This is a genomic window from Pseudomonas sp. 9.3L (assembly GCF_058536285.1).
The window spans coordinates 1496495-1515453 of record NZ_JBZUBK010000001.1 but is presented as its reverse complement, the minus strand read 5'-3'; the positions used below and the strand labels follow the sequence as shown (position 1 = coordinate 1515453).

Genomic DNA, 18959 nt, shown 5'->3' with positions numbered 1-18959 from the left:
AAGGGTCGGCAGTCCTTGCCACCAAGTCAAGGCGAGGCGAAAAATCGATTGATACAGTCTGCTACGAGCAATGCACCCTGGTCATCATCCACGTGCAGATGGTGCCCGCCAGGCAACCGTACCTGTTGCAACGGCAGGTGCGCCAAGGCCTCGCCGTGCCTGGCCAACACACCCTGCTCAGCGACCACCAACAGGCCGGGGCACTGCAATTGACTCACCATGGCCAAAGCCAGAGTAGGTTCCAAGCGCACAGGCGTGGTGAGCGTAAGGCGATTGTCAGTGCGCCAGGTAAAACCGCCTTGGGTTTCCACCAACCCGCGCTCGGCCAGCAGGCCTGCGGCGCTTTCGCTTACGGGTAGGCCGCTCAGGGTACGGGCACGCACGGCCTGGGCGCGGCTGGCATAGACCGGCTTGCGCCGGCTAGCCTGCGTCAGTTGTTCGCGCAGCGCCTTGCCCAGTCGCTGGGCGGCGTCGGCGGGCGGAGTATCAGGAGGTACCACGCCATCAATCAACACCAAGCGCTCAATGTACTCAGGGACTGCAGCGGCCATCTGCGCGGCAATGATTGCGCCCATCGAATGACCTAACAATGAAAACCGTGGCCAGCCCAGTTGCCTGGCCACCGCCAGTACGTCTCGCGCGTACTCCCAGTGCGCGTACAGGCTACCGTCAGGTCGGTGCCCTGACAGGCCATGGCCCGCCAGATCCAGGGCCACTATCTTCAAGCCATTTAGCGCGGGCGCCAGCCTGGCGAAACTGTTGGCGTTGTCCAGCCAGCCATGCAAGGCAATCACCGGGGGGGCCCCAATGGGCCCGTGAACAAACCCCTCAAGGTTTATATGGCCCAAATCGAAACGTATGGGCTCGAAGCAATGAGTCATAGGGTAGGACGCTCGCGTTGCCAACGGCGCACGATACTGCGAATCAGCTCGGCGGTCTCTAGCGGGGCCGCTCCAGAGGGAACATATGCCCACCAGGCACCTGATGGCTTTCGCCGTGTGGCAAACGCCGCGCTGAGCGCACCTGACGAAGGGGAACCACGTTGCTCTGCTTGCCAGCGATCAGTGCCAACGGCAGTGTTAACCGGCCGGACGGTTGCGGGCTCACATGGGGTACTGCGCGGTAAATACTGATCTCGACCGCCGGATCGAAGGCCAGGCGCAAGCCGTCGTGATCAGGCTTCAACCCGTGGCGCACATAAGCCTCCAGGCACTCAGGGTCAAACGCCCTGAAAAGGGCTTTGCCTGCGAAGTATGCCCGGGCGGCCGCAGCATCCGGAAAGTACTCCCGCCGCCCAAGGGTACGCCCGGCAGGCGTAAGCCGGTCAATCAGGCCCAGGCGCTTGGCAGCCCTAATCGCCCACCGGTCACGCACGCCAAACAAGGGCGCGTCGAGCAGTATCAGGCCTTGGTAGTACGCCGGGCAGCGCATGGCCGCATGCAGGTGCAACACGCCGCCCAGGGAATGGCCCACTCCCCATACGGGGGTGTGTTGGCGCTGCAGGTAATCCAGGAGTTCATCCACCAGCGCCACCCAGTTGTCCCCCACCGGGAAGCGCGCATCGTGCCCGTGCTGAGGCAGATACCGGACTTCGAAATCATCGGCAAGGGCCGCAAATACCTTGCCGTAGGTAGCGCTTGGGAAGCCATTGGCATGGGCGAACACCAGTGGCTCAGCCATGACATGGCCTATGGCCGAACCTCACACCCGCTCTAGCCAAGGGAGGCATCGCCGGTGGGCAGCGGCATCACGGCCACCGTTAGCCGGGAAATACAGCACACCCGGCCTTGCTCATCTGTCAGCCGGATATCCCAGACATGAGTAGTGCGCCCAACATGAACCGGACGGGCCGTGGCGCTCACGCGCCCGCTACGAACGCCGCGCAGGTGATTAGCGTTTACCTCAAGGCCAACGCAATAGAAGCGGTTCGTGTCCACGCAGAGGGTACTGGCCACCGAGCCTACTGTTTCAGCCAATACCACGGACGCGCCGCCGTGCAGCAAGCCGAACGGCTGGTGGGTACGGCTATCGACAGGCATGCTCGCCGTGAGGAAATCTTCGCCCACGGCCTCGAAGCGAATATCGAGCACCTCACAGATGGTGTTCGCACGCTGGACGTTGAGGGTGCCCAAGTGGGGGGGTGCTTTCCAAAGCGCCATGCCAATGCCTCTTCAGGTAGGTGTATGACGAAGGCTGCGCAACGTCATCAAGCCCGCCAGTGGCGCTACGCCTTCCAGCCGGGCAAGGCTGGCGGTGCCCATGGCATGAGGGCTGGCGCGGTCGGCGCGGTCAAGCAATCCGATCAATGTCCCTACCAATGGCTGATGACTGACTACCAGGAGGTTATCGACAGGCATCTGCCCCAAGTTGGCCAAGACGACTTCTGGATCGCTGTCCGGAGTGAGCCAGGCGACGGTGCGTAGCTCTACGCCCTGCCCCAGCGCCTCATGAACAATCTGAGCCGTTTGCTGAGCACGCAGGTAGGGACTTACCAATACCAGTTTGAGTGGCTCGCCTATCAAGGGGCTAGCGCTGCGTAACACCTGCGCACGGCCAGCAGGCGTCAGCGGGCGGTCAGCGTCGGTAGCGGCAAAGTTAGCCGCTTCTCCATGACGCAGCACCCATACCGTCCCAGGGCCGGTTGTGTTCGCACTCACAGCGGAGGCTCCTGACCCTGTACGGGTGCGGCCGGCGTTGGCGCGGGCTGCACGTATTCACCGTCAGCGGGCCGAGCCGCTGGCCACTCCCTGAAGGGCCACGGCTTTTGCTCGGTGTGGAAGCAGCCGAAACGGCCAATCTGCGCCAGGTAACGGCTAAGGGCATCGCCGAAGGTCATCAGCCCATGATTAGGCGCGCCATACACCAAACGGTGGATCAGTTGCAGCACCACCACTGCACCCACTACGAACTGAGCTAACTGCCATATCAGGAGAAACAACAGCATCCATAAAATGCGCAACGCCAGGGATTCATGCTCTGGCTGGAAACGAGGTGAGGTCATTATGGTTCCTTAATCGAAGCCGGTGGTAGGAATGAAGTCCACATCGGTCTTGGGCTCGGCTCGCATCAGCAGCTCGATGACCTGCTCAAGGGTTCGGCCTTCGAACAAAATCGCGTGCAACCCCGTTACCAAGGGCATGTAGACCTGTAATTGGGCAGCCCGGGCCTTGAGGACCTTCAAGGTGTTCACGCCCTCGGCCACTTCGCCGAGTCGAGTGATGGCGGCTTCCAGGGTAAGCCCCTCGCCCAACGCGTAACCTACTTGGTAGTTGCGGCTTTTGGGTGAAGAGCAGGTAACGATCAAATCCCCGACCCCGGCCAGGCCCAGGAACGTCATGGGGTTTGCGCCTTGGCTGACGGCAAAGCGAGTCATTTCGGCCAGTGCACGGGTAATCAGCATACTGCGGGTGTTTTCGCCCATTTTCAACGCAGCGGCCAGGCCCGCGATGATCGCGTATACGTTTTTCAGTGCACCGCCCAGCTCCACGCCAAAACGGTCGTTACTGGCGTACACGCGAAAGGTGCGCCCATGCAGCGCGCGTTGCACTGCGCTGCAAAGTGCCTCATCGGCGCTGGCTATCACGGTGGCAGTGAGGGCATGCTCAGCGATCTCCCTGGCGAGGTTTGGCCCAGATAACACACCAATGCGAGCAGCGGGGGCAATTTCCTCAAGGATTTCACTCATGAGCATGAAGGTGTCCGCCTCGATGCCTTTGGTGAGGCTGACGAGCATTTTGCCTGCCAAGGCCTGCGCGTGAGGTGCCAACACCGAACGCAGCGCACTGGACGGCAAGGCCACGAACAGTAGCTGGCTGCCATTTAATACCTGGTGCAGATCTGTCAGCGGCTCTACGGCCGGGTGCAGCCGGATGCCTTTGAGGTAGCGTGGGTTCTCTCGCTGGGTACGCATGGCCTCAGCCTGCTCGGGGTCTCGCATCCATTGCCAGACGCGGTGGCCGTTTTCGCCAAGCAGGTTCGCCACGGCAGTGCCGAAACTTCCGCCGCCCAGCACTGCGATCGGTTGCTGTTCAGACATAAAAACTTCCTGGGACCTACAAAGGCGGAGTGGTCATTATACGGCGCCATACTGACAGGGCCAGCCCTGACATACACGCCTATGTCAGGCAGCGCCTCATACGCTCTGTGGGCGACAAGAGGCGCCTGACGACGCTGGAAATGTTCGGGATCAAGCGTAAGATGCCCGCTTCTCAATAAATGCCATTAAATAGCGATCATTATGTTGGCTTCCGTCATTCTTGAGTCAGTGACAGCATGAACCTTAGATGGCGCGGGGACATCCACGCACGTACGCAGATCATCAGCCTGGGCCCTGCCCTGCTGCTTACCCTGTTGCTGATCTGCTTCTTTACCTTGGTGCGCATCCAGGACCTGCGCCAGGAAATAACCCACACCGGGCAATTGATCGCCAATCAGCTGGCGCCAGCTGCCGAGTATGGCGTGCTGACCGAGAAGCCCGACGTATTGGAGGGCCTGCTGCGCGCAACCTTGACACAGCCGCATGTGCGGTTCGTAGAAATTCAGGACCGTGACGACGGCATCGTCCTGTACCTGGAGCAGCCACCGGGCAGCGCGGCGTCGGCTACCCCCGCACAGGTGTTCCAGGCGCCGATCCGTTTGCAACGTTACGCCGACAGCGGCGAGTTCAAGCGCAGCGGCCTGATGGCGTCCGAAGTGGATGATTACCTGGGGCGCGTAGTGGTCGGCATGTCGGATGATGCTTTCAGCAAACGTCAGCAGGAAATTCTTATAAAGGCTGCCGTGCTGGCGCTGTTCACGCTTGCGGTTACCTTTCTCATGGCCAGGCGCCTGTCTCGCGGCTTGTCACAGCCCATCCGCGATATGGGCGCTGCGGTCAAGGCCATTCGCCAGGGCGACTTCAAGGCCACCCTCCCGGTTGAACGCGACAGCGAACTAGGTGCGCTGGCGCAGCATATCAATGACCTCGCCCAAGGGCTGGAGCAAGCCAGCCGTGAGCAGCGTGAGGCCATAGAACAATTGATTCAAACCCGGGAGGAAGCAGAGCGCGCCAACAGCGCCAAGACGGAATTTCTGGCCATGATGAGCCACGAGTTGCGTACACCCATGAATGGTGTGCTGGGCATGCTGCAGCTGCTCGAAACTACACCCTTGAGCGACGAGCAGCATGAGTACGCGGTGCTGGCCACGCAATCTACCGAGCATCTGTTAAAGGTGATCAACGATATTCTGGACTTTTCCAGGATCGAACGCACCGGCCTGGAACTGGAGCACATTCCGTTCAACCTGGCAGAGCTGTTCAGCGAATGCGCGCACTCGTTCCAGCACGCTGCCCAACAAAGCGGGCTGGCCCTGGCACTCGCTCAATCCAAGGGGTTCGACCGCTGGAACGTGTTGGGCGACCCCACACGTATTCGACAAATCCTGGTTAACCTGATTGGCAACGCGCTCAAGTTCACCGAGCAGGGGGGTGTTCGCATCGAGCCCGCCTGTCAGGTGCTCGACGACCGCTTGATCTGGCTGACCTGCACCGTCACTGACACCGGTATTGGGATTGCTGCTGATGAACTTGAGCGGATGTTCGTAGCGTTCCAGCAGGCAGACAGCTCCATTTCGCGTCGATACGGCGGAACCGGGCTGGGGCTGCCCATCGCACGCAACCTGGCAGAACGCATGGGGGGTACGCTACGCGCGCATAGCCAAGAGGGCAAAGGGTCGGTGTTCACCTTGGAAATGCCCTTGGCGTTAAGCCATTCGCCCAGGCGAGCGCGGGCCAAGGAGGCGGCCCCGGTGCGAACCAACGTGCCGCTTAGCGGTCCAAATCGCCACGTGTTACTGGTAGAAGATAATCCGGTCAACCAGACAGTGATCGAAGCCATGCTTCGTAGCCTGGGCTACGAGGTAAGCGTAGTGGGTGACGGCGCCAGAGCAGTAGACAGCGTGCGGGCCCAAGCCTTCGACGCCGTGCTAATGGATTGCAGGATGCCCGTGGTCGATGGCTACGAGAGCACGCGTCGTATCCGCAGGCTACCGGCGTGTGACAGCCTGCCGATTATTGCGCTGACAGCCAACGCCCTGTTGGGGGACCGCGAAGCGTGTCTGGAGGCTGGCATGAACGACTACCTGGCCAAGCCCTTCAAACGCACGGACCTGCAACAACTGCTTCAACGCTGGCTAGCCTGACATCGGTGGCACCCCTGCAAACAGGCGCCCATCGGTGTTACAGTGCTGCGGCTTCGGGCATGGCTATAGGCCCGGTGCGGCGTCATATTCGCGCAGGACGGCCCCTGAAGGCCGTTACCTGTGACTTTAACTACGACACCATAGTCTATGACTAGGTTGCCGGCCCGGGAAACTTGCCCAATTTTTGCCGGCCGGGATGATTTGCCCCTTGCCTTGCAGGGACCATTGAGGAGCTCGCATGACCAAACAACACGCCTTTACCCGGGAAGATCTGCTGCGCTGCGGTCGTGGCGAGCTGTTCGGCCCAGGTAACGCGCAATTGCCCTCCCCTAACATGCTGATGGTGGATCGCATTACCCACATCAGCGAAGAGGGCGGCAAATACGGGAAGGGTGAGTTGGTCGCCGAGCTGGATATCAGCCCGGACCTCTGGTTCTTTGCCTGCCATTTCGAAGGCGACCCCGTCATGCCAGGCTGCCTGGGCCTCGATGCCATGTGGCAACTGGTCGGTTTCTACCTTGGCTGGCAGGGCAACCCTGGCCGCGGCCGGGCACTGGGCTCTGGCGAAGTCAAATTCTTTGGCCAGGTCTTGCCGACCGCCAAAAAGGTTACCTACAACATTCATATCAAGCGCACCATGAAAGGCAAACTGGTCTTGGCCATTGCCGACGGCACCGTCAGTGTCGATGGTCGCGAGATCTACAGCGCCGAAGGCCTGCGGGTCGGCCTGTTCACGTCCACCGAAAACTTCTAAGGGTTATTCGCATGCGCCGCGTCGTTATCACTGGTCTAGGCATCGTTTCCTGCTTGGGCAATGACAAAGACACCGTTTCCGCCAACCTGCGCGCAAACCGCCCCGGCATCCGCTTCAACCCGGAATACGCCGAGATGGGGCTGCGCAGCCAGGTATCCGGCTCGGTCGACCTGAACCTCGAAGAGCTGATCGACCGCAAGGTCTACCGTTTCGTTGGTCACGCTGCTGCCTATGCCTACCTGGCAATGCAGCAGGCCATCAGCGATTCCGGCCTGTCCGAGGATCAGGTGTCCAACCCACGCACTGGCCTCATCGCAGGTTCCGGTGGCGCCTCAACGCTAAACCAGATGGAAGCGCTGGACATCCTTCGCGAGAAGGGCGTCAAGCGTGTGGGCCCCTACCGGGTAACCCGCACCATGAGCAGCACAGTGTCCGCTTGTCTGGCAACGCCCTTCAAGATCAAAGGCCTGAACTACTCCATCGCATCGGCCTGTGCTACCAGCGCTCACTGCATCGGCGCAGCCATGGAGCAGATCCAGCTGGGCAAGCAAGACGTCGTGTTCGCCGGCGGCGGTGAGGAAGAGCACTGGACTCAGTCCTTCCTGTTCGATGCCATGGGCGCCCTGTCGTCTCAGTACAACGATACGCCTGAGAAGGCCTCCCGGGCCTATGACGCCAAGCGTGACGGTTTCGTCATTGCGGGCGGCGGCGGCATGGTGGTAGTCGAAGAACTGGAGCATGCATTGGCCCGCGGCGCCACGATCTACGCTGAAGTCGTCGGCTACGGCGCAACGTCCGATGGCTACGACATGGTTGCCCCCAGCGGCGAAGGTGCAGTGCGCTGCATGCAGCAAGCCTTGGCCACCGTGGACACGCCTATCGATTACCTTAATACCCACGGCACCTCCACACCTGTGGGTGACGTAGCGGAAATCAAAGGTATCCGCGAGGTGTTCGGCGACAAAGCCCCGCCTATCAGCTCTACCAAGAGCCTGTCGGGGCACTCACTGGGCGCTGCCGGGGTTCATGAAGCGATTTACTGCATGCTCATGATGCAGGGCAACTTCATGGCAGGCTCGGCCAACATCGACGAGCTGGACCCAGCCGTGGCAGATATGCCGATCTTGCGCGAAACCCGCGAGAACGTGCAGATCAACACTGTAATGAGCAACAGCTTCGGCTTTGGTGGCACCAACGCTACGCTGGTGCTCAAGCGCTGGCAGGGCAAGTAAGCCCACCATCGAAGGCTGACAAAAAACGGCGCTCTTAGTGAGCGCCGTTTTCGTTGTGCAGGTGCTGCAGGCAAGCTTAGAGCGCCGGCTGGAACACTTCGCTGAGCAGGTTGTACATGGCCAGGAAAGCACGGTCCGATACGGTCTTGTTATACATTTGCTTGCCAGGATTGTTGGCCTCTGGGTCCGTGAATGAGTGATAGGCACCCCCGTAGCTGATCAGCTGCCAATCCACGTTCGCTGCGTTCATTTCTTCGACGAACGCAGGCAGTTGCTCCTTGGGCACCATAGGGTCGGCGTCTCCGTGCATGACCAGGACCGCGCCTTTGATGTTGTTGGCATCTGCCGGGTTAGGCGTATCCAAGGTGCCATGGAACGAGACTGCTGCCTTGAGCGCAGCGCCATCACGGGCAAGCTCAAGGGCACAGCAACCGCCGAAGCAGAAACCAAAGCTGCCCAGATTGCCGCTGTCGACCGTTGCCACCTTCTGCTCAGTGAGCTGGGAAAGGGCAGCCTGCATGCGCGTACGCAACAAACCCCGATCATCTTTCAAGGGCATCATGGCCGCCAGCGCGCCATCAGCATCCTGAGGACGAACAGCTTGGCCATACAGGTCCGCTAGTATGACCACGTACCCCTGAGAGGCCACTGCCTGGGCAATGCGCTCTGCCCCTTCAGAAACACCCATCCAGTTAGGCGCCATGACCAACCCAGGGCGTGGAGACTTGATGTCGGCGTCGAAGACCAACCGGCTCTCGAAGGTGGTCCCGCCCACTTGATAAATCAATGACTCAACAGTGATGGTGCCCATAGTCTGATCCTCGTGCCCAGAAAGATAAAAGAAGGCCCGCCGAAGCGGGCCGAGCATTACGCTGACAATTGGATAAGCAGCTTGTTCAGCCGCCGCACGTAGGCCGCTGGGTCTTTGAGGGTGTCTCCCGCAGACAAGGCTGCCTGATCGAACAGAGTATGGGCGAAGTCACCGAAGCGGTCTTCGTCCGGCTCGTGGTCGAGCTTGTCGATCAACGGGTGGGCAGGGTTGAACTCGAAGATAGGCTTGGTATCCGGCACTTTCTGCCCGCTGGCTTCGAGAATCTGACGCATCTGCAGGCCCATGTCGTGCTCGCCAATGGCCAGGATTGCTGGGGAATCAGTAAGACGGTGCGACACACGCACTTCGCTCACGCTTTCACCCAATGCGGCCTTGAGGCGCTTGACCAACCCTTCTTTATCCTTGGCCGCAGCCTCTTGAGCTTGCTTGTCTTCATCGCTGTCAAGCTGACCCAAATCCAGATCGCCGCGGGCCACGTCGACAAAGGCCTTGCCGTCGAACTCGCTCAGGTAGCTCATCAGCCACTCATCGATCCGGTCAGTGAGCAGCAGCACTTCGATGCCTTTCTTGCGGAAGACTTCCAGGTGCGGGCTGTTCTTGACCTGAGCGTGGCTGTCGCCGGTGAGGTAATAGAGCTTGTCCTGCCCGTCTTTGGCACGCGCCAGGTACTCGGCCAAGGACACGCTTTGCTCGCCGCTTTCGTCCTGCGTGGACGCAAAGCGCAGCAGGCCTGCGATCTTCTCTTTGTTGGCGAAATCTTCGGCAGGCCCTTCTTTGAGCACCTGACCGAAGTTCTTCCAGAACGCCTTGTATTGTTCAGGGTCGTTCTTGGCGAGTTTTTCCAGCATGTCCAGCACGCGCTTGGTCAGCGCAGACTTCATCGAATCGATGATCGGGTCTTTTTGCAGGATTTCGCGGGACACGTTCAAGGACAAGTCGTTGGAATCCACCACGCCCTTGATGAAGCGCAGGTACAACGGCAAGAAGGATTCGGCCTGGTCCATGATGAACACGCGCTGCACGTACAGCTTCAAGCCGCGCGGCGCTTCACGGTGGTACAAGTCGAAGGGCGCGCGGGCCGGCACGTACAACAGCGAGTTGTATTCCAGCTTGCCTTCGACCTTGTTGTGGCTCCAGCTCAGCGGGTTCTCGAAGTCATGGGAAATGTGCTTGTAGAACTCCTGGTACTCCTCATCCTTGATCTCGGTACGAGGGCGTGTCCACAGCGCGCTGGCACGGTTGACGGTTTCCCAGGAGGGCTCGGCCGGGGCTTCGCCTTCGGCGGCCTGCGCTTCCTTGGGCAATTCGATAGGCAGTGCAATGTGGTCGGAGTACTTCTTGATGACATTGCGCAGACGCCAGCCATCGGCGAATTCGTTTTCATCAGCCTTGAGGTGCAACACGATACGGGTGCCGCGATCGGCCTTCTCGACAGTTGCCACTTCGAAGTCGCCTTCGCCACGCGAAGACCACTTAACGCCTTCATTGGCTGGTGCGCCGGCTCTGCGGCTGAACACATCGACTTGGTCGGCCACGATGAACGCAGAATAGAAGCCCACACCAAACTGACCGATCAGGTGGGAGTCTTTCTTCTGATCGCCCGTGAGGTTTTTCATGAAGTCGGCAGTACCAGACTTGGCGATGGTACCCAGGTGGGCAATCACGTCGTCACGGTTCATGCCGATACCGTTATCCTCGATGGTCACGGTATTGGCGTCTTTGTCGAAGCTCACGCGGATCTTGAGTTCCGCGCCACCTTCCAATAACTCTGGGTGAGCCAAGGCTTCGAAGCGAAGCTTATCCACGGCATCCGAGGCGTTGGAAATCAGTTCCCGCAGGAAAATTTCCTTGTTGGAATACAGCGAATGAATCATGAGATGCAACAGTTGTTTCACCTCGGTCTGGAAGCCCAGGGTTTCTTTTTGAGTCTCCACACTCATCTTGTTTCACTCCAATGCTGATGGCACAAACCGCTAGGCGGCGCGACTGCCCCGGTTAAGGGCGAGATGACCAGCAGATGGGGGCAGGCCTAAGAATTTCAAGTGCAGTCAGCCTGTTGGGCACGCTGAGCACAATGGGTGGAACTTAACGGAGCCCGTTGCGCTCGAAGCCACGTGATCACAATCCATAAGGAGAAACACCCCATGCAAAAGACTTTCGCTTATGCCCTGATGCTGGCTGCGACCTTGGGCCTGGCGGCCTGCGACAACGCTTCTGACAAAGCCAAAGACGCCCAGGACCATAAAGAAAACGCTCAAGAGCACATGGACAAGGCTCAGGATCAAATGAACGACGCTGCTAAAGAAAACGCAAAGGCTAACCAGGATGCCGCTGCAGCTCAGCAAAAAGCTGCCGAAGAGAGCACCCCAGCCAACGGCACCGCGCCAGCGCCTGCCGCAACGCCAAAGCAGTAAGTTTACCCGGCCTGCCTGGATACCGGCCTGCTCCGCTCACGCGGCGGCCGGGATTCACTCCAGGGCACGAGCCACCTCTTCCAATAACCTCTCCATATGCACAGCTGCGTAACGCTGATCGATCGGTAACGGCAGCATGCAACGCGCCCACTGCTGGGCTACGTCACACGGCGCTTCCGCTTCCGCTACCTCACGCCAATAGGTTGCTACATAAATACGCCGTTGAGCCAAGCGCGCACGTACCTGCTCGGCCTGCTGTGCATCAGCCAGCACTAGCGGGTAACACAAAGGGGCAAGGCCGGCCTGCTCAGGCACCGTCCAGGCATTGATCTCTGCCAGCGCGTGATGCACCTGTTGAACATTTGCGGCACGGCGTTGAGCGATCGCGCAGTAGTCGGCTCCTTCAAGCAAGCGCTCGGTCAGGCGAGACATCCCCCGCACGCCCTCGTCACGTATGCCCTGCTCTACCACCACATACTGCCCGTACCAAGGCTCAGGCCCCTCTTCTGCTCGCCCCAGCAACGCAGCGAAACGCCCGCGGCTGACACACGGCAACGGGATAGGCAGGCCCGCCGGAGCGTTGATTAACCAACCGCCATCCGGCACACCCATAAATTTGCGGGGTGAGTACAGTGTAGGTATGCCGGGCAATGGCGGTGAGAACAACGCTTGGGCATGGTCCGCGATTAACCGCCCGGCCAACCGAGGGGCGAGCACCTCGTGCAGGTAGGCGGTCTTGAAGCCGAAATAGTTGACGTAGAGCAGGCGCTCATCGGCTGCCAATTCGGGCACGCCCAGCACCTCAAGGCGCTCATCCAGGCAGTAGCGACGAACCTCTAGTCCACTGCGCTGCGCAGCGGCCACCATGGTTGCGCAGGTGTACCAAGGCAGGTAGACACGCCGCGCGCCGCCGTGGCTCAACAGCGCCTCGAACGCATAGCGGGCACTGTTGTAACCTGCCGCGTGGGGATAGAGTGCCTGGCCGGCTGGGATCTCCAGCTCGAAGTAACCACCGATGGCGTCGTTCATGTGCCTCCTGCCCCACCGAGTGCCAAACCATTTCGTGCAGAGCCTAGCACCCCCGCGCACTATGGATAAGGCCTCGCGCGAACGAGGCCCGGAGGGGCGCAGTTTAGCGCTGGAAAGTGGACGCCTGTCGCACGAGCAGCCGATCACTTACGACGGCAATGACCAGGGTGGCGACAGAAGGCACTAGCCAGGCCAGGTTCTGGCTGCTCAAAGGCAAGTCTGCCAAGGCCGCTGGCAGGTGGGCCGCCCACGGGGTGGCTTTGAAGGCATCAATGCAACCAAACAGCAGCGCCACCAGTGCGACAGGCGCGACCACTGCTACGGGCGAGCGCCACAGGTTGTGCACGAAACTCAGCGCCACTAGCACAATGCAAGGCGGATAAATGGCTGTGAGGATAGGTATCGACACCTGGATAAGGCGGGTAAGCCCCAGGTTGGACACCAGCAACGAGAACAGCGCCAGTGCGATCACCAGGAACGCGTAGGGTACCCTAAGCAGCTTGCTGAAATACTCAGCGCAGGCGCAGGTGAGCCCCACTGCGGTGACCACGCATGCCAGGGAAATGAGCACAGCCAGGAACAGGCTGCCCACCATGCCGAAGGTGTGTTGGACATAGGCATGCAACACCTGCGCGCCGTTGTCTGCACCGGCAGCAATGGCATGGCTACCTGCGCCTAGCCTGAACAGGCTGACATACACCAGTACCAGACCAAGCCCGGCGATCAACCCGGCGATAATTGCGTAGCGGGTTACCAGCCTGGGCGACTCGATACCCCGTGACCGGATGGCGTTGACGATAACGATGCCGAAGACCAACGCCCCTAGGGTATCCATGGTGAGGTAACCGTTGATGAAGCCCAGCGAAAAGGGTGAGGCCTGGTACTCGGCGGTGGCTTGGCCCACTGGCCCTGCCGGGAGCATGAACGCCGCAATACCCAGCGCGGCCAATGCCAGAATTTTCAGCGGGGCCAGGAACCGGCCTACCGTATCGAGCAAACGCCCAGGGTAGAGCGACACCACAGCCACCAGCGTGAAATACACCGCGCTGTAGATAGCCAGCGGCAAGGGCCCATCACCGGTCAGCGGTGCCAGGCCTACCGCGAAGGAAACCGTCGCAGTACGCGGCGTAGCGAACAGCGGGCCGACCGCCAGGTAACACACCACCGCCAGCGCTACCCCGGCTACTCGGCCGAGCGGGGTACTGAGCGCATCGATGCTACCGCCCACTTTCGCCAGCGCTATCACCGTGAGCACGGGCAGCCCAACCGCAGTGATCAGGAAGCCGATTGCGGCCAGCCACACATCCGGGCCTGACTGTAACCCTACGATGGGGGGGAAGATAATGTTGCCCGCGCCTACAAACAGCGCGAATGTCATAAAACCGAGTGCCAGAATGTCCTGGCCTTTAAGCACGTTCATGTAAGGGACCATACTGCAAAAGAACAAAGAGAGAGGAAGAATTCCCGCACGGTCAGGGGAAGGGGTGCGCCAGGATGCGGCGACTGGCTTCATCGACCCTTGTGGGGCTGACAAAGGGCGCAAAGGATAGCGAAAACTAAATATAAATGCACCTTGGCGAGGCGCTCGGCCGACCAGCGCACCGTTGCAGTGCAGGGGTAAGACAGGTAATTTTTTACTGCGGGTAAACTCCTCAGCCATAGCAGGGTCTATGCTTCAGATACGAGTACCGCACCGGTCGGAGGATTCAAGCATGGCAGTTCAAGTGGTGGCCCAGTTTCACGCGCGGGACGCCGAAGGGCGGATCTATCCTGTTCACGCTTTTCAGGATGTAGACGCTCAATCAGACAGCACCTCGGGCGAACCTATGCCCCTGACGTACAAGCTGGCCATCGGAGACCGAGTGAATCACTTGGGTGATGATCGGTTTATGCTGGTCCAGAGCGGCGTCGAGATCGTTCGAATCCCCTGAGTATTTCCCCCCCACGCCCCTCGCCTCACCGTCACGCCCTGACCCTGAGAGATCTCGCTAAGTAGCCTGCGATTGCCGGATGTCGGGCAGTGGCTCGCCACGGCATTTCTGCCTAAAGCTGCTACGCGCTATTCTGCCCATAGCGCTGGAGCACCGCTGGCCTTCTCGATGCGTTCAAGATGCGCGGCGTGAGCAGCAAGGTCCGCTTCGCTTGCAAGGACAATACGCCCCATAGGCCGGGCGCCTGTCAGCCGGCGAACCTGGCTGCCGCGCTCGTCACCCCCCTCCTCACCTGCGCCATTGCTGGCCAGCGACAGGCTGGTTTGACCACCGGTCATGGACAGGTACACGTCCGCCAGCAATTCGGCGTCTAACAACGCGCCGTGCAGCGTACGCTCGCTGAGGTCTACACCATAGCGCTTGCATAGGGCATCCAGGCTGTTGCGCTGGCCAGGGTGGCGGGCACGGGCTAAGGCCAAAGAGTCGATGATGGTGCAGTACTGGCTTAAATCCGCCCGGTCAGGCTGACCCAGTAACCCAAACTCATTGTTAAGGAAGCCAACGTCGAACGCTGCGTTATGGATTACCAGGGTGGCGCCCTGGATGTATTCATAGAACTCGTCAGCCACCTCGGCAAACCGGGGTTTGTCCCGCAGGAACTCGGCAGTGATGCCGTGGACGCCGATGGCACCTTCATCGCTTTCACGGTCTGGCTGCAGGTAGATATGGAAGTTACGCCCGGTGAGGCGACGGCCTACTACCTCCACGCAGCCGATTTCCAGCACTCGGTGGCCGTCAGTCACCGGCATGCCAGTGGTTTCGGTGTCTAGCACGATGATCCGTTGGGTGGTAACAGGCGTACTCATGGCGCTACCGCCTGCACGCCCTTGCGCGCGCCACGCACTTCATCCACGCCGCGATTGGCCAGTGTGTCTGCACGCTCGTTGCCCACGTGGCCGTTGTGACCTCGCACCCACTCCCATGCGACCTGGTGACGGTTCACCTGGATATCCAGTGCCTGCCAGAGGTCTGCGTTTTTCACCGGCTCGCGGGCCGCGGTTTTCCAGCCGCGTTTTTTCCAGTTAGGCATCCACTGCTGGATACCTTTCATGACGTATTCGGAATCGGTGACCAGCTTCACCTGGCACGTGCGCTTGAGCTCCTCCAGCGCGCGAATGGCGGCGGTCAGCTCCATGCGGTTGTTAGTGGTGGACAGCTCGCCACCCCAGAGTTCTTTTTCTACGCCCTTGTACACCAACAGCGCGCCCCACCCGCCTGGGCCAGGATTGCGCTTGCAGGCACCGTCGGTGTACACCTCGATAATTTCGCTCATTGATCAGCCCGTACTGGAAACAGGAAGTGCCTACTGCCCGCCATCGCGTCGATTCAGCTTGGCCAGAGGCAAGGGCAACAGCTTGCCCATGGGTTCGCGCCGGGGTTGCGGCAGGGGGCGAAGGCCCACCACCAGCTTACGGGCGACCAGCACATAGAACCCGCCGCCTGCGCTTTGCCAGCGCCCGGCAGCCTGCTCCCAGCCCGCCATGCGCGCCTGCCAGGCAGGCGAGGCAAGCGGGGGACAATAGCACCCGAAGCGTTTTTTCTCCAGCGCGAAACCCAGCAGGTTAAGCCAGTCCCCTACCCTGGACGCGGAGATACAGCGGGCCTTGCGCAGCGCCCCCTTAGAGAACGCATGCCTCACGCCCCAAGGGCTCCAAGGGTTGATTCCAACGATCACCAGGTGCCCGCCAGGGCGCACGGCACGTGCGGCCTCGCGCAGCAGGCCGTGGGGCGATACTGAAAAATCCAGCCCATGCTGAAGCACGACCAGGTCGGCGGCATGCTCGCCTAGCGGCCAGGCTTGTTCTTCGCAGGCGATCTGTACCCCTGGAAAGGGGGCGCCCAGGCGCACGTGGTGCTGGATACGCGCTGCAATGGGCGGAGCATCGGCATGCGGGCCGTAATGCACCAGGTACCCCCCAAAGAACTTCCCCAACTCGGCGCACAGCACGGCGTGTTCTTCGCGCAGCAAGAGCTGGCCGAGCGGCCCGTCAAACCACTCCCGGGCCTGGCCAATCAGCTCAACCCAATGGTGGTCCGCCCGCGCGAATGGCTTAACTGTCATTGCCGCTCCTTCCGGGTTCTCCCCAGGATCGTACCGGCCTAAGATAGCGCATATTCCAAGCCGAGCGAAAACCGCCATGATACAGATCAGCGCGCTTCCCGCGTTTTCCGATAATTACATCTGGTTACTGCATGATCACGCCACGCAGCGGTGCGTTGTAGTGGACCCAGGCGAAGCCGCACCCGTGGAGCGGTGGCTGGACGACCACCCCCAATGGGTGCTGAGCGACATCCTCATCACCCACCATCACCATGACCATACCGGGGGCGTGAACGCTCTCAAGGCGCGCACTGGCGCTCAGGTGTGGGGGCCGGCCGACGAAACCCTACCCTGCCTGGACCACCCACTGACTGATGGCGCCCACCTTCAGGTGCTGGGGTTGGCCCTGACCGTTATCCGCGTGCCCGGCCACACCGCAGGCCATATTGCCTTCGCGCATCAAGGCAGCGACCGCCCACTGCTGTTCAGCGGTGATACCCTGTTCGCCGGAGGCTGTGGGCGGTTGTTCGAAGGCACGCCTGAGCAAATGCATACGTCGCTGTCTCGCCTCGCCGCCTTGGCGGACGAGACCCTGGTGTATTGCGCCCATGAATACACCTTAAGCAACTTGCGTTTCGCAGTGGCTGTCGAGCCCGACAACCACGCGCTTGCCGAACGCCTGGCCGAAGTCAGCGCTCAACGCTCGCGCAATGAGATCACGCTGCCCTCGACGCTGGCAGTGGAGAAGGCCACCAACCCCTTTTTACGCACTGGCGAAACATCTATTAAAGAAAAAGCAGAGCAGCACGAAGGCTACGCTCTGGCTGACGAAGCCGCTGTATTCAAGGCGTTGAGGGGGTGGAAGGACCACTTTTAACCAAGGCGTGCGCGGTGTGGAAGATTCTCAAAGGTTGACCGCACTACCCCTCGTTCCTAGAATCCCCGCACCTTTTTGCCCGGACAAGCCCCTCACCAATGTCGCCTTCCTCTGCTTTCGCACCCTCTTCCCGCGCGTTCACTCGGCTTGGCCAGGCACTTGCCCTGGCGGTGTCGGCGGCGCTGGTCGGATGCCAAAGCACCCCACAGGTGGAAGACAACGTGCCCACGGCGCGTACGGCAGCAGTGATCAAGCGGGCCAAGCCAAAGCCGATTTTTCACCTTGCCCGAGACAAGCAGCAGCCCCAGGACCTCTGGGCGCGCATGCGCGATGGCTTCCAGTTACAGGACGGCGTAGACGTCAACCCACGGGTGGAGCAGCAGCGCTTGTGGTTCGTGAGTAACCCGCAGTTCCTGCTCAGTTCTGCAGACCGCGGCAGCCTGTACCTGCATTACATCATCGAGCGCCTGGACGAACGCAACATGCCGCTGGAGCTCGCACTGCTGCCCGTGATAGAGAGCGCCTATAACCCCATGGCGCTGTCCCGCGCCAATGCCGTAGGCCTATGGCAGTTCATTCCGTCCACCGGGCGCTATTTCAACTTGCGCCAAACCAACCTATACGACGGTCGCCAGGACGTCACCGCGTCTACCAATGCGGCGCTCGACTACCTTACCAAACTGCACGACATGTTCGACGGCGACTGGCTGCTGGCCTTGGCCGCGTACAACGCAGGCGAAGGTACAGTGAGTCGGGCGATCGAGCGTAACCAGAAGCTGGGCCTGCCTACCGATTACTGGAACCTGCCACTACCGCAAGAAACCCGAGACTACGTACCCAAGCTTTTGGCCCTGTCTGAAGTGGTGTCGTCGCCCGAAGCCTACGGGATGGACCTGGAGCCTATCGCCAACCAGCCCTACTTCAAGGTGGTCGAAATCAACCAGCGCCTGGACCTGGCGCGGGTGGCGGCCCTGGCCGATATTGACGAAGACGAGCTGTACCAGCTCAACCCGGCGTTCAAGAAGCGTGTCACTCTGGATCGCCCCCAGCACCTGCTGGTTCCGACCGCGAAGGCACAATTGCTGGCCGACAGCCTGGCCTCCATGAACCCCGACCAGCTGCTGACGCTGCGCCCACGCCAGCAAGTGTTCGAGCAGGTAGCCAGCGCAGTGCCCGCGCCGCGTCGCGCCTATCGCGTCAGGCCCGGGGATAACCTCGCCGCCATCGCCAAGGCCAACCGGGTTAACGTTGGCGATCTCCAGCGCTGGAACAAGCTCAGCGGTAAGCACCTCAAAGCTGGCCAGATGCTGGTCATGCAAGGCGGTGCCACAGCGGCTAAAGGGAAGGCACGTACGCAAGTCACCGAGACCAAGCGCACTACCCAATACCGCGTGCGCAAAGGGGATTCCTACTACGGGGTGGCCAAGCGATTCAACGTTCAGCCGCAGCACCTCAAGCGCTGGAATCCACGATTGGGCAAAGCGCTGCGCCCCGGTCAAACCCTTACGGTCTACACCGACCGCTAAGCCACGTCGCCCGCCCTGTATGGGCAGCCCCTGTCGATGGCGGGGCGCTTCTGCTACTGTACCGCCTGGCCACCCCTGAAGCC

The 18959-nt window shown here is 60.7% G+C and carries 19 protein-coding genes and 1 pseudogene; 7 read left to right on the top strand and 13 right to left on the bottom strand.

Translation table 11 applies throughout. The features are described from left to right. Window positions 1-26: 26 nt before the first annotated feature. The 6 genes and pseudogenes from AC4LE2_RS06880 to AC4LE2_RS06855 all read right to left on the bottom strand — a co-directional run bounded on the left by AC4LE2_RS06880 (window position 27) and on the right by AC4LE2_RS06855 (window position 4036). Entirely contained in the window at window positions 27-881 is an 855-nt protein-coding gene (locus tag AC4LE2_RS06880) for an alpha/beta fold hydrolase (protein WP_491825044.1), read from the bottom strand. Beyond that, window positions 878-1680 (bottom strand): annotated as a pseudogene (locus AC4LE2_RS06875) (alpha/beta fold hydrolase). Before AC4LE2_RS06875 ends, AC4LE2_RS06880 begins: the two are co-directional and overlap by 4 nt. 32 nt (window positions 1681-1712) lie before the next feature. Further along, window positions 1713-2159 carry a hotdog fold thioesterase gene (locus AC4LE2_RS06870; protein ID WP_491825043.1) on the bottom strand — a complete coding sequence of 149 codons (447 nt, stop codon included), beginning with the start codon at window positions 2157-2159 and terminating at the stop codon, window positions 1713-1715. A gap of 12 nt (window positions 2160-2171) precedes the next feature. Next, window positions 2172-2657 carry a phosphohistidine phosphatase SixA gene (sixA, locus tag AC4LE2_RS06865; RefSeq protein ID WP_491825042.1) on the bottom strand — a complete coding sequence of 162 codons (486 nt, stop codon included), beginning with the start codon at window positions 2655-2657 and terminating at the stop codon, window positions 2172-2174. Then, window positions 2654-3001: a DUF4389 domain-containing protein gene (locus AC4LE2_RS06860; RefSeq protein ID WP_491825041.1), complete on the bottom strand. Its 348-nt coding sequence runs from the start codon at window positions 2999-3001 to the stop codon at window positions 2654-2656. Before AC4LE2_RS06860 ends, sixA begins: the two co-directional genes overlap by 4 nt. A 9-nt stretch (window positions 3002-3010) precedes the next feature. Continuing rightward, window positions 3011-4036, bottom strand: a complete 1026-nt coding sequence (locus AC4LE2_RS06855) for an NAD(P)H-dependent glycerol-3-phosphate dehydrogenase (RefSeq protein WP_491825040.1) — start codon at window positions 4034-4036, stop codon at window positions 3011-3013. 236 nt (window positions 4037-4272) lie between these two features. On the opposite strand from AC4LE2_RS06855, the gene AC4LE2_RS06850 reads away from it, so the two are divergent. From AC4LE2_RS06850 to fabB, 3 genes are all read left to right on the top strand, one after another. Next, window positions 4273-6180, top strand: a complete 1908-nt coding sequence (locus AC4LE2_RS06850) for a response regulator (protein ID WP_491825039.1) — start codon at window positions 4273-4275, stop codon at window positions 6178-6180. A 238-nt stretch (window positions 6181-6418) separates the two neighbouring features. Further along, on the top strand, window positions 6419-6934 hold the full coding sequence (gene fabA / locus AC4LE2_RS06845; protein ID WP_491825038.1) for a 3-hydroxyacyl-[acyl-carrier-protein] dehydratase FabA: 516 nt from the start codon (window positions 6419-6421) through the stop codon (window positions 6932-6934). A gap of 11 nt (window positions 6935-6945) precedes the next feature. Beyond that, complete coding sequence (fabB, locus tag AC4LE2_RS06840) at window positions 6946-8166, top strand: beta-ketoacyl-ACP synthase I (protein WP_491825037.1); 1221 nt, start codon at window positions 6946-6948, stop codon at window positions 8164-8166. A 76-nt stretch (window positions 8167-8242) separates the two neighbouring features. On the opposite strand, the gene AC4LE2_RS06835 is transcribed toward fabB, so the two are convergent. Beyond that, on the bottom strand, window positions 8243-8977 hold the full coding sequence (locus AC4LE2_RS06835; RefSeq protein ID WP_491825036.1) for a dienelactone hydrolase family protein: 735 nt from the start codon (window positions 8975-8977) through the stop codon (window positions 8243-8245). 56 nt (window positions 8978-9033) lie between these two features. Then, window positions 9034-10938: a molecular chaperone HtpG gene (gene htpG, locus AC4LE2_RS06830; RefSeq protein WP_491825035.1), complete on the bottom strand. Its 1905-nt coding sequence runs from the start codon at window positions 10936-10938 to the stop codon at window positions 9034-9036. Window positions 10939-11142: 204 nt separating this feature from the next. Between htpG and AC4LE2_RS06825 the strand changes: the two genes are divergently transcribed. Then, window positions 11143-11412, top strand: coding sequence for a hypothetical protein (locus tag AC4LE2_RS06825; RefSeq protein ID WP_491825034.1), 270 nt, complete (start codon window positions 11143-11145; stop codon window positions 11410-11412). A gap of 54 nt (window positions 11413-11466) precedes the next feature. Here AC4LE2_RS06825 and AC4LE2_RS06820 read toward each other — a convergent pair whose 3' ends face one another. Together AC4LE2_RS06820 and brnQ are read right to left on the bottom strand one after the other, a co-directional pair. After that, window positions 11467-12441 (bottom strand): hypothetical protein, encoded by a 975-nt coding sequence (locus AC4LE2_RS06820; protein ID WP_491825033.1) that lies wholly within the window; start codon window positions 12439-12441, stop codon window positions 11467-11469. Between the two features lie 103 nt (window positions 12442-12544). Continuing rightward, window positions 12545-13861 (bottom strand): branched-chain amino acid transport system II carrier protein, encoded by a 1317-nt coding sequence (brnQ, locus tag AC4LE2_RS06815; protein WP_491825032.1) that lies wholly within the window; start codon window positions 13859-13861, stop codon window positions 12545-12547. Window positions 13862-14153: 292 nt separating this feature from the next. Here brnQ and AC4LE2_RS06810 point away from each other — a divergent pair, with 292 nt between their 5' ends. Then, window positions 14154-14372, top strand: a complete 219-nt coding sequence (locus AC4LE2_RS06810) for a hypothetical protein (RefSeq protein WP_491825031.1) — start codon at window positions 14154-14156, stop codon at window positions 14370-14372. A gap of 128 nt (window positions 14373-14500) precedes the next feature. Here the strand turns inward: AC4LE2_RS06810 and dnaQ are convergent, their stop codons facing one another. From dnaQ to AC4LE2_RS06795, 3 genes are read right to left on the bottom strand one after another with little or no spacing between them, the layout of a single operon-like run. Next, window positions 14501-15238, bottom strand: coding sequence for a DNA polymerase III subunit epsilon (gene dnaQ / locus AC4LE2_RS06805; protein WP_491825030.1), 738 nt, complete (start codon window positions 15236-15238; stop codon window positions 14501-14503). Further along, window positions 15235-15705 carry a ribonuclease HI gene (gene rnhA, locus AC4LE2_RS06800; RefSeq protein ID WP_491825029.1) on the bottom strand — a complete coding sequence of 157 codons (471 nt, stop codon included), beginning with the start codon at window positions 15703-15705 and terminating at the stop codon, window positions 15235-15237. The genes dnaQ and rnhA overlap by 4 nt, the downstream gene beginning before the upstream one ends. Before the next feature lie 30 nt (window positions 15706-15735). Then, the gene (locus AC4LE2_RS06795; RefSeq protein ID WP_491825028.1) at window positions 15736-16494 is read right to left on the bottom strand and encodes a class I SAM-dependent methyltransferase; all 759 of its coding nucleotides are present in this window, start codon (window positions 16492-16494) and stop codon (window positions 15736-15738) included. Between the two features lie 76 nt (window positions 16495-16570). On the opposite strand from AC4LE2_RS06795, the gene gloB reads away from it, so the two are divergent. Both gloB and AC4LE2_RS06785 read left to right on the top strand, forming a co-directional pair. Next, window positions 16571-17350: a hydroxyacylglutathione hydrolase gene (gene gloB, locus AC4LE2_RS06790; RefSeq protein WP_491825027.1), complete on the top strand. Its 780-nt coding sequence runs from the start codon at window positions 16571-16573 to the stop codon at window positions 17348-17350. Between the two features lie 98 nt (window positions 17351-17448). Then, window positions 17449-18876 (top strand): transglycosylase SLT domain-containing protein, encoded by a 1428-nt coding sequence (locus AC4LE2_RS06785; RefSeq protein ID WP_491825026.1) that lies wholly within the window; start codon window positions 17449-17451, stop codon window positions 18874-18876. Window positions 18877-18959: the final 83 nt, after the last annotated feature.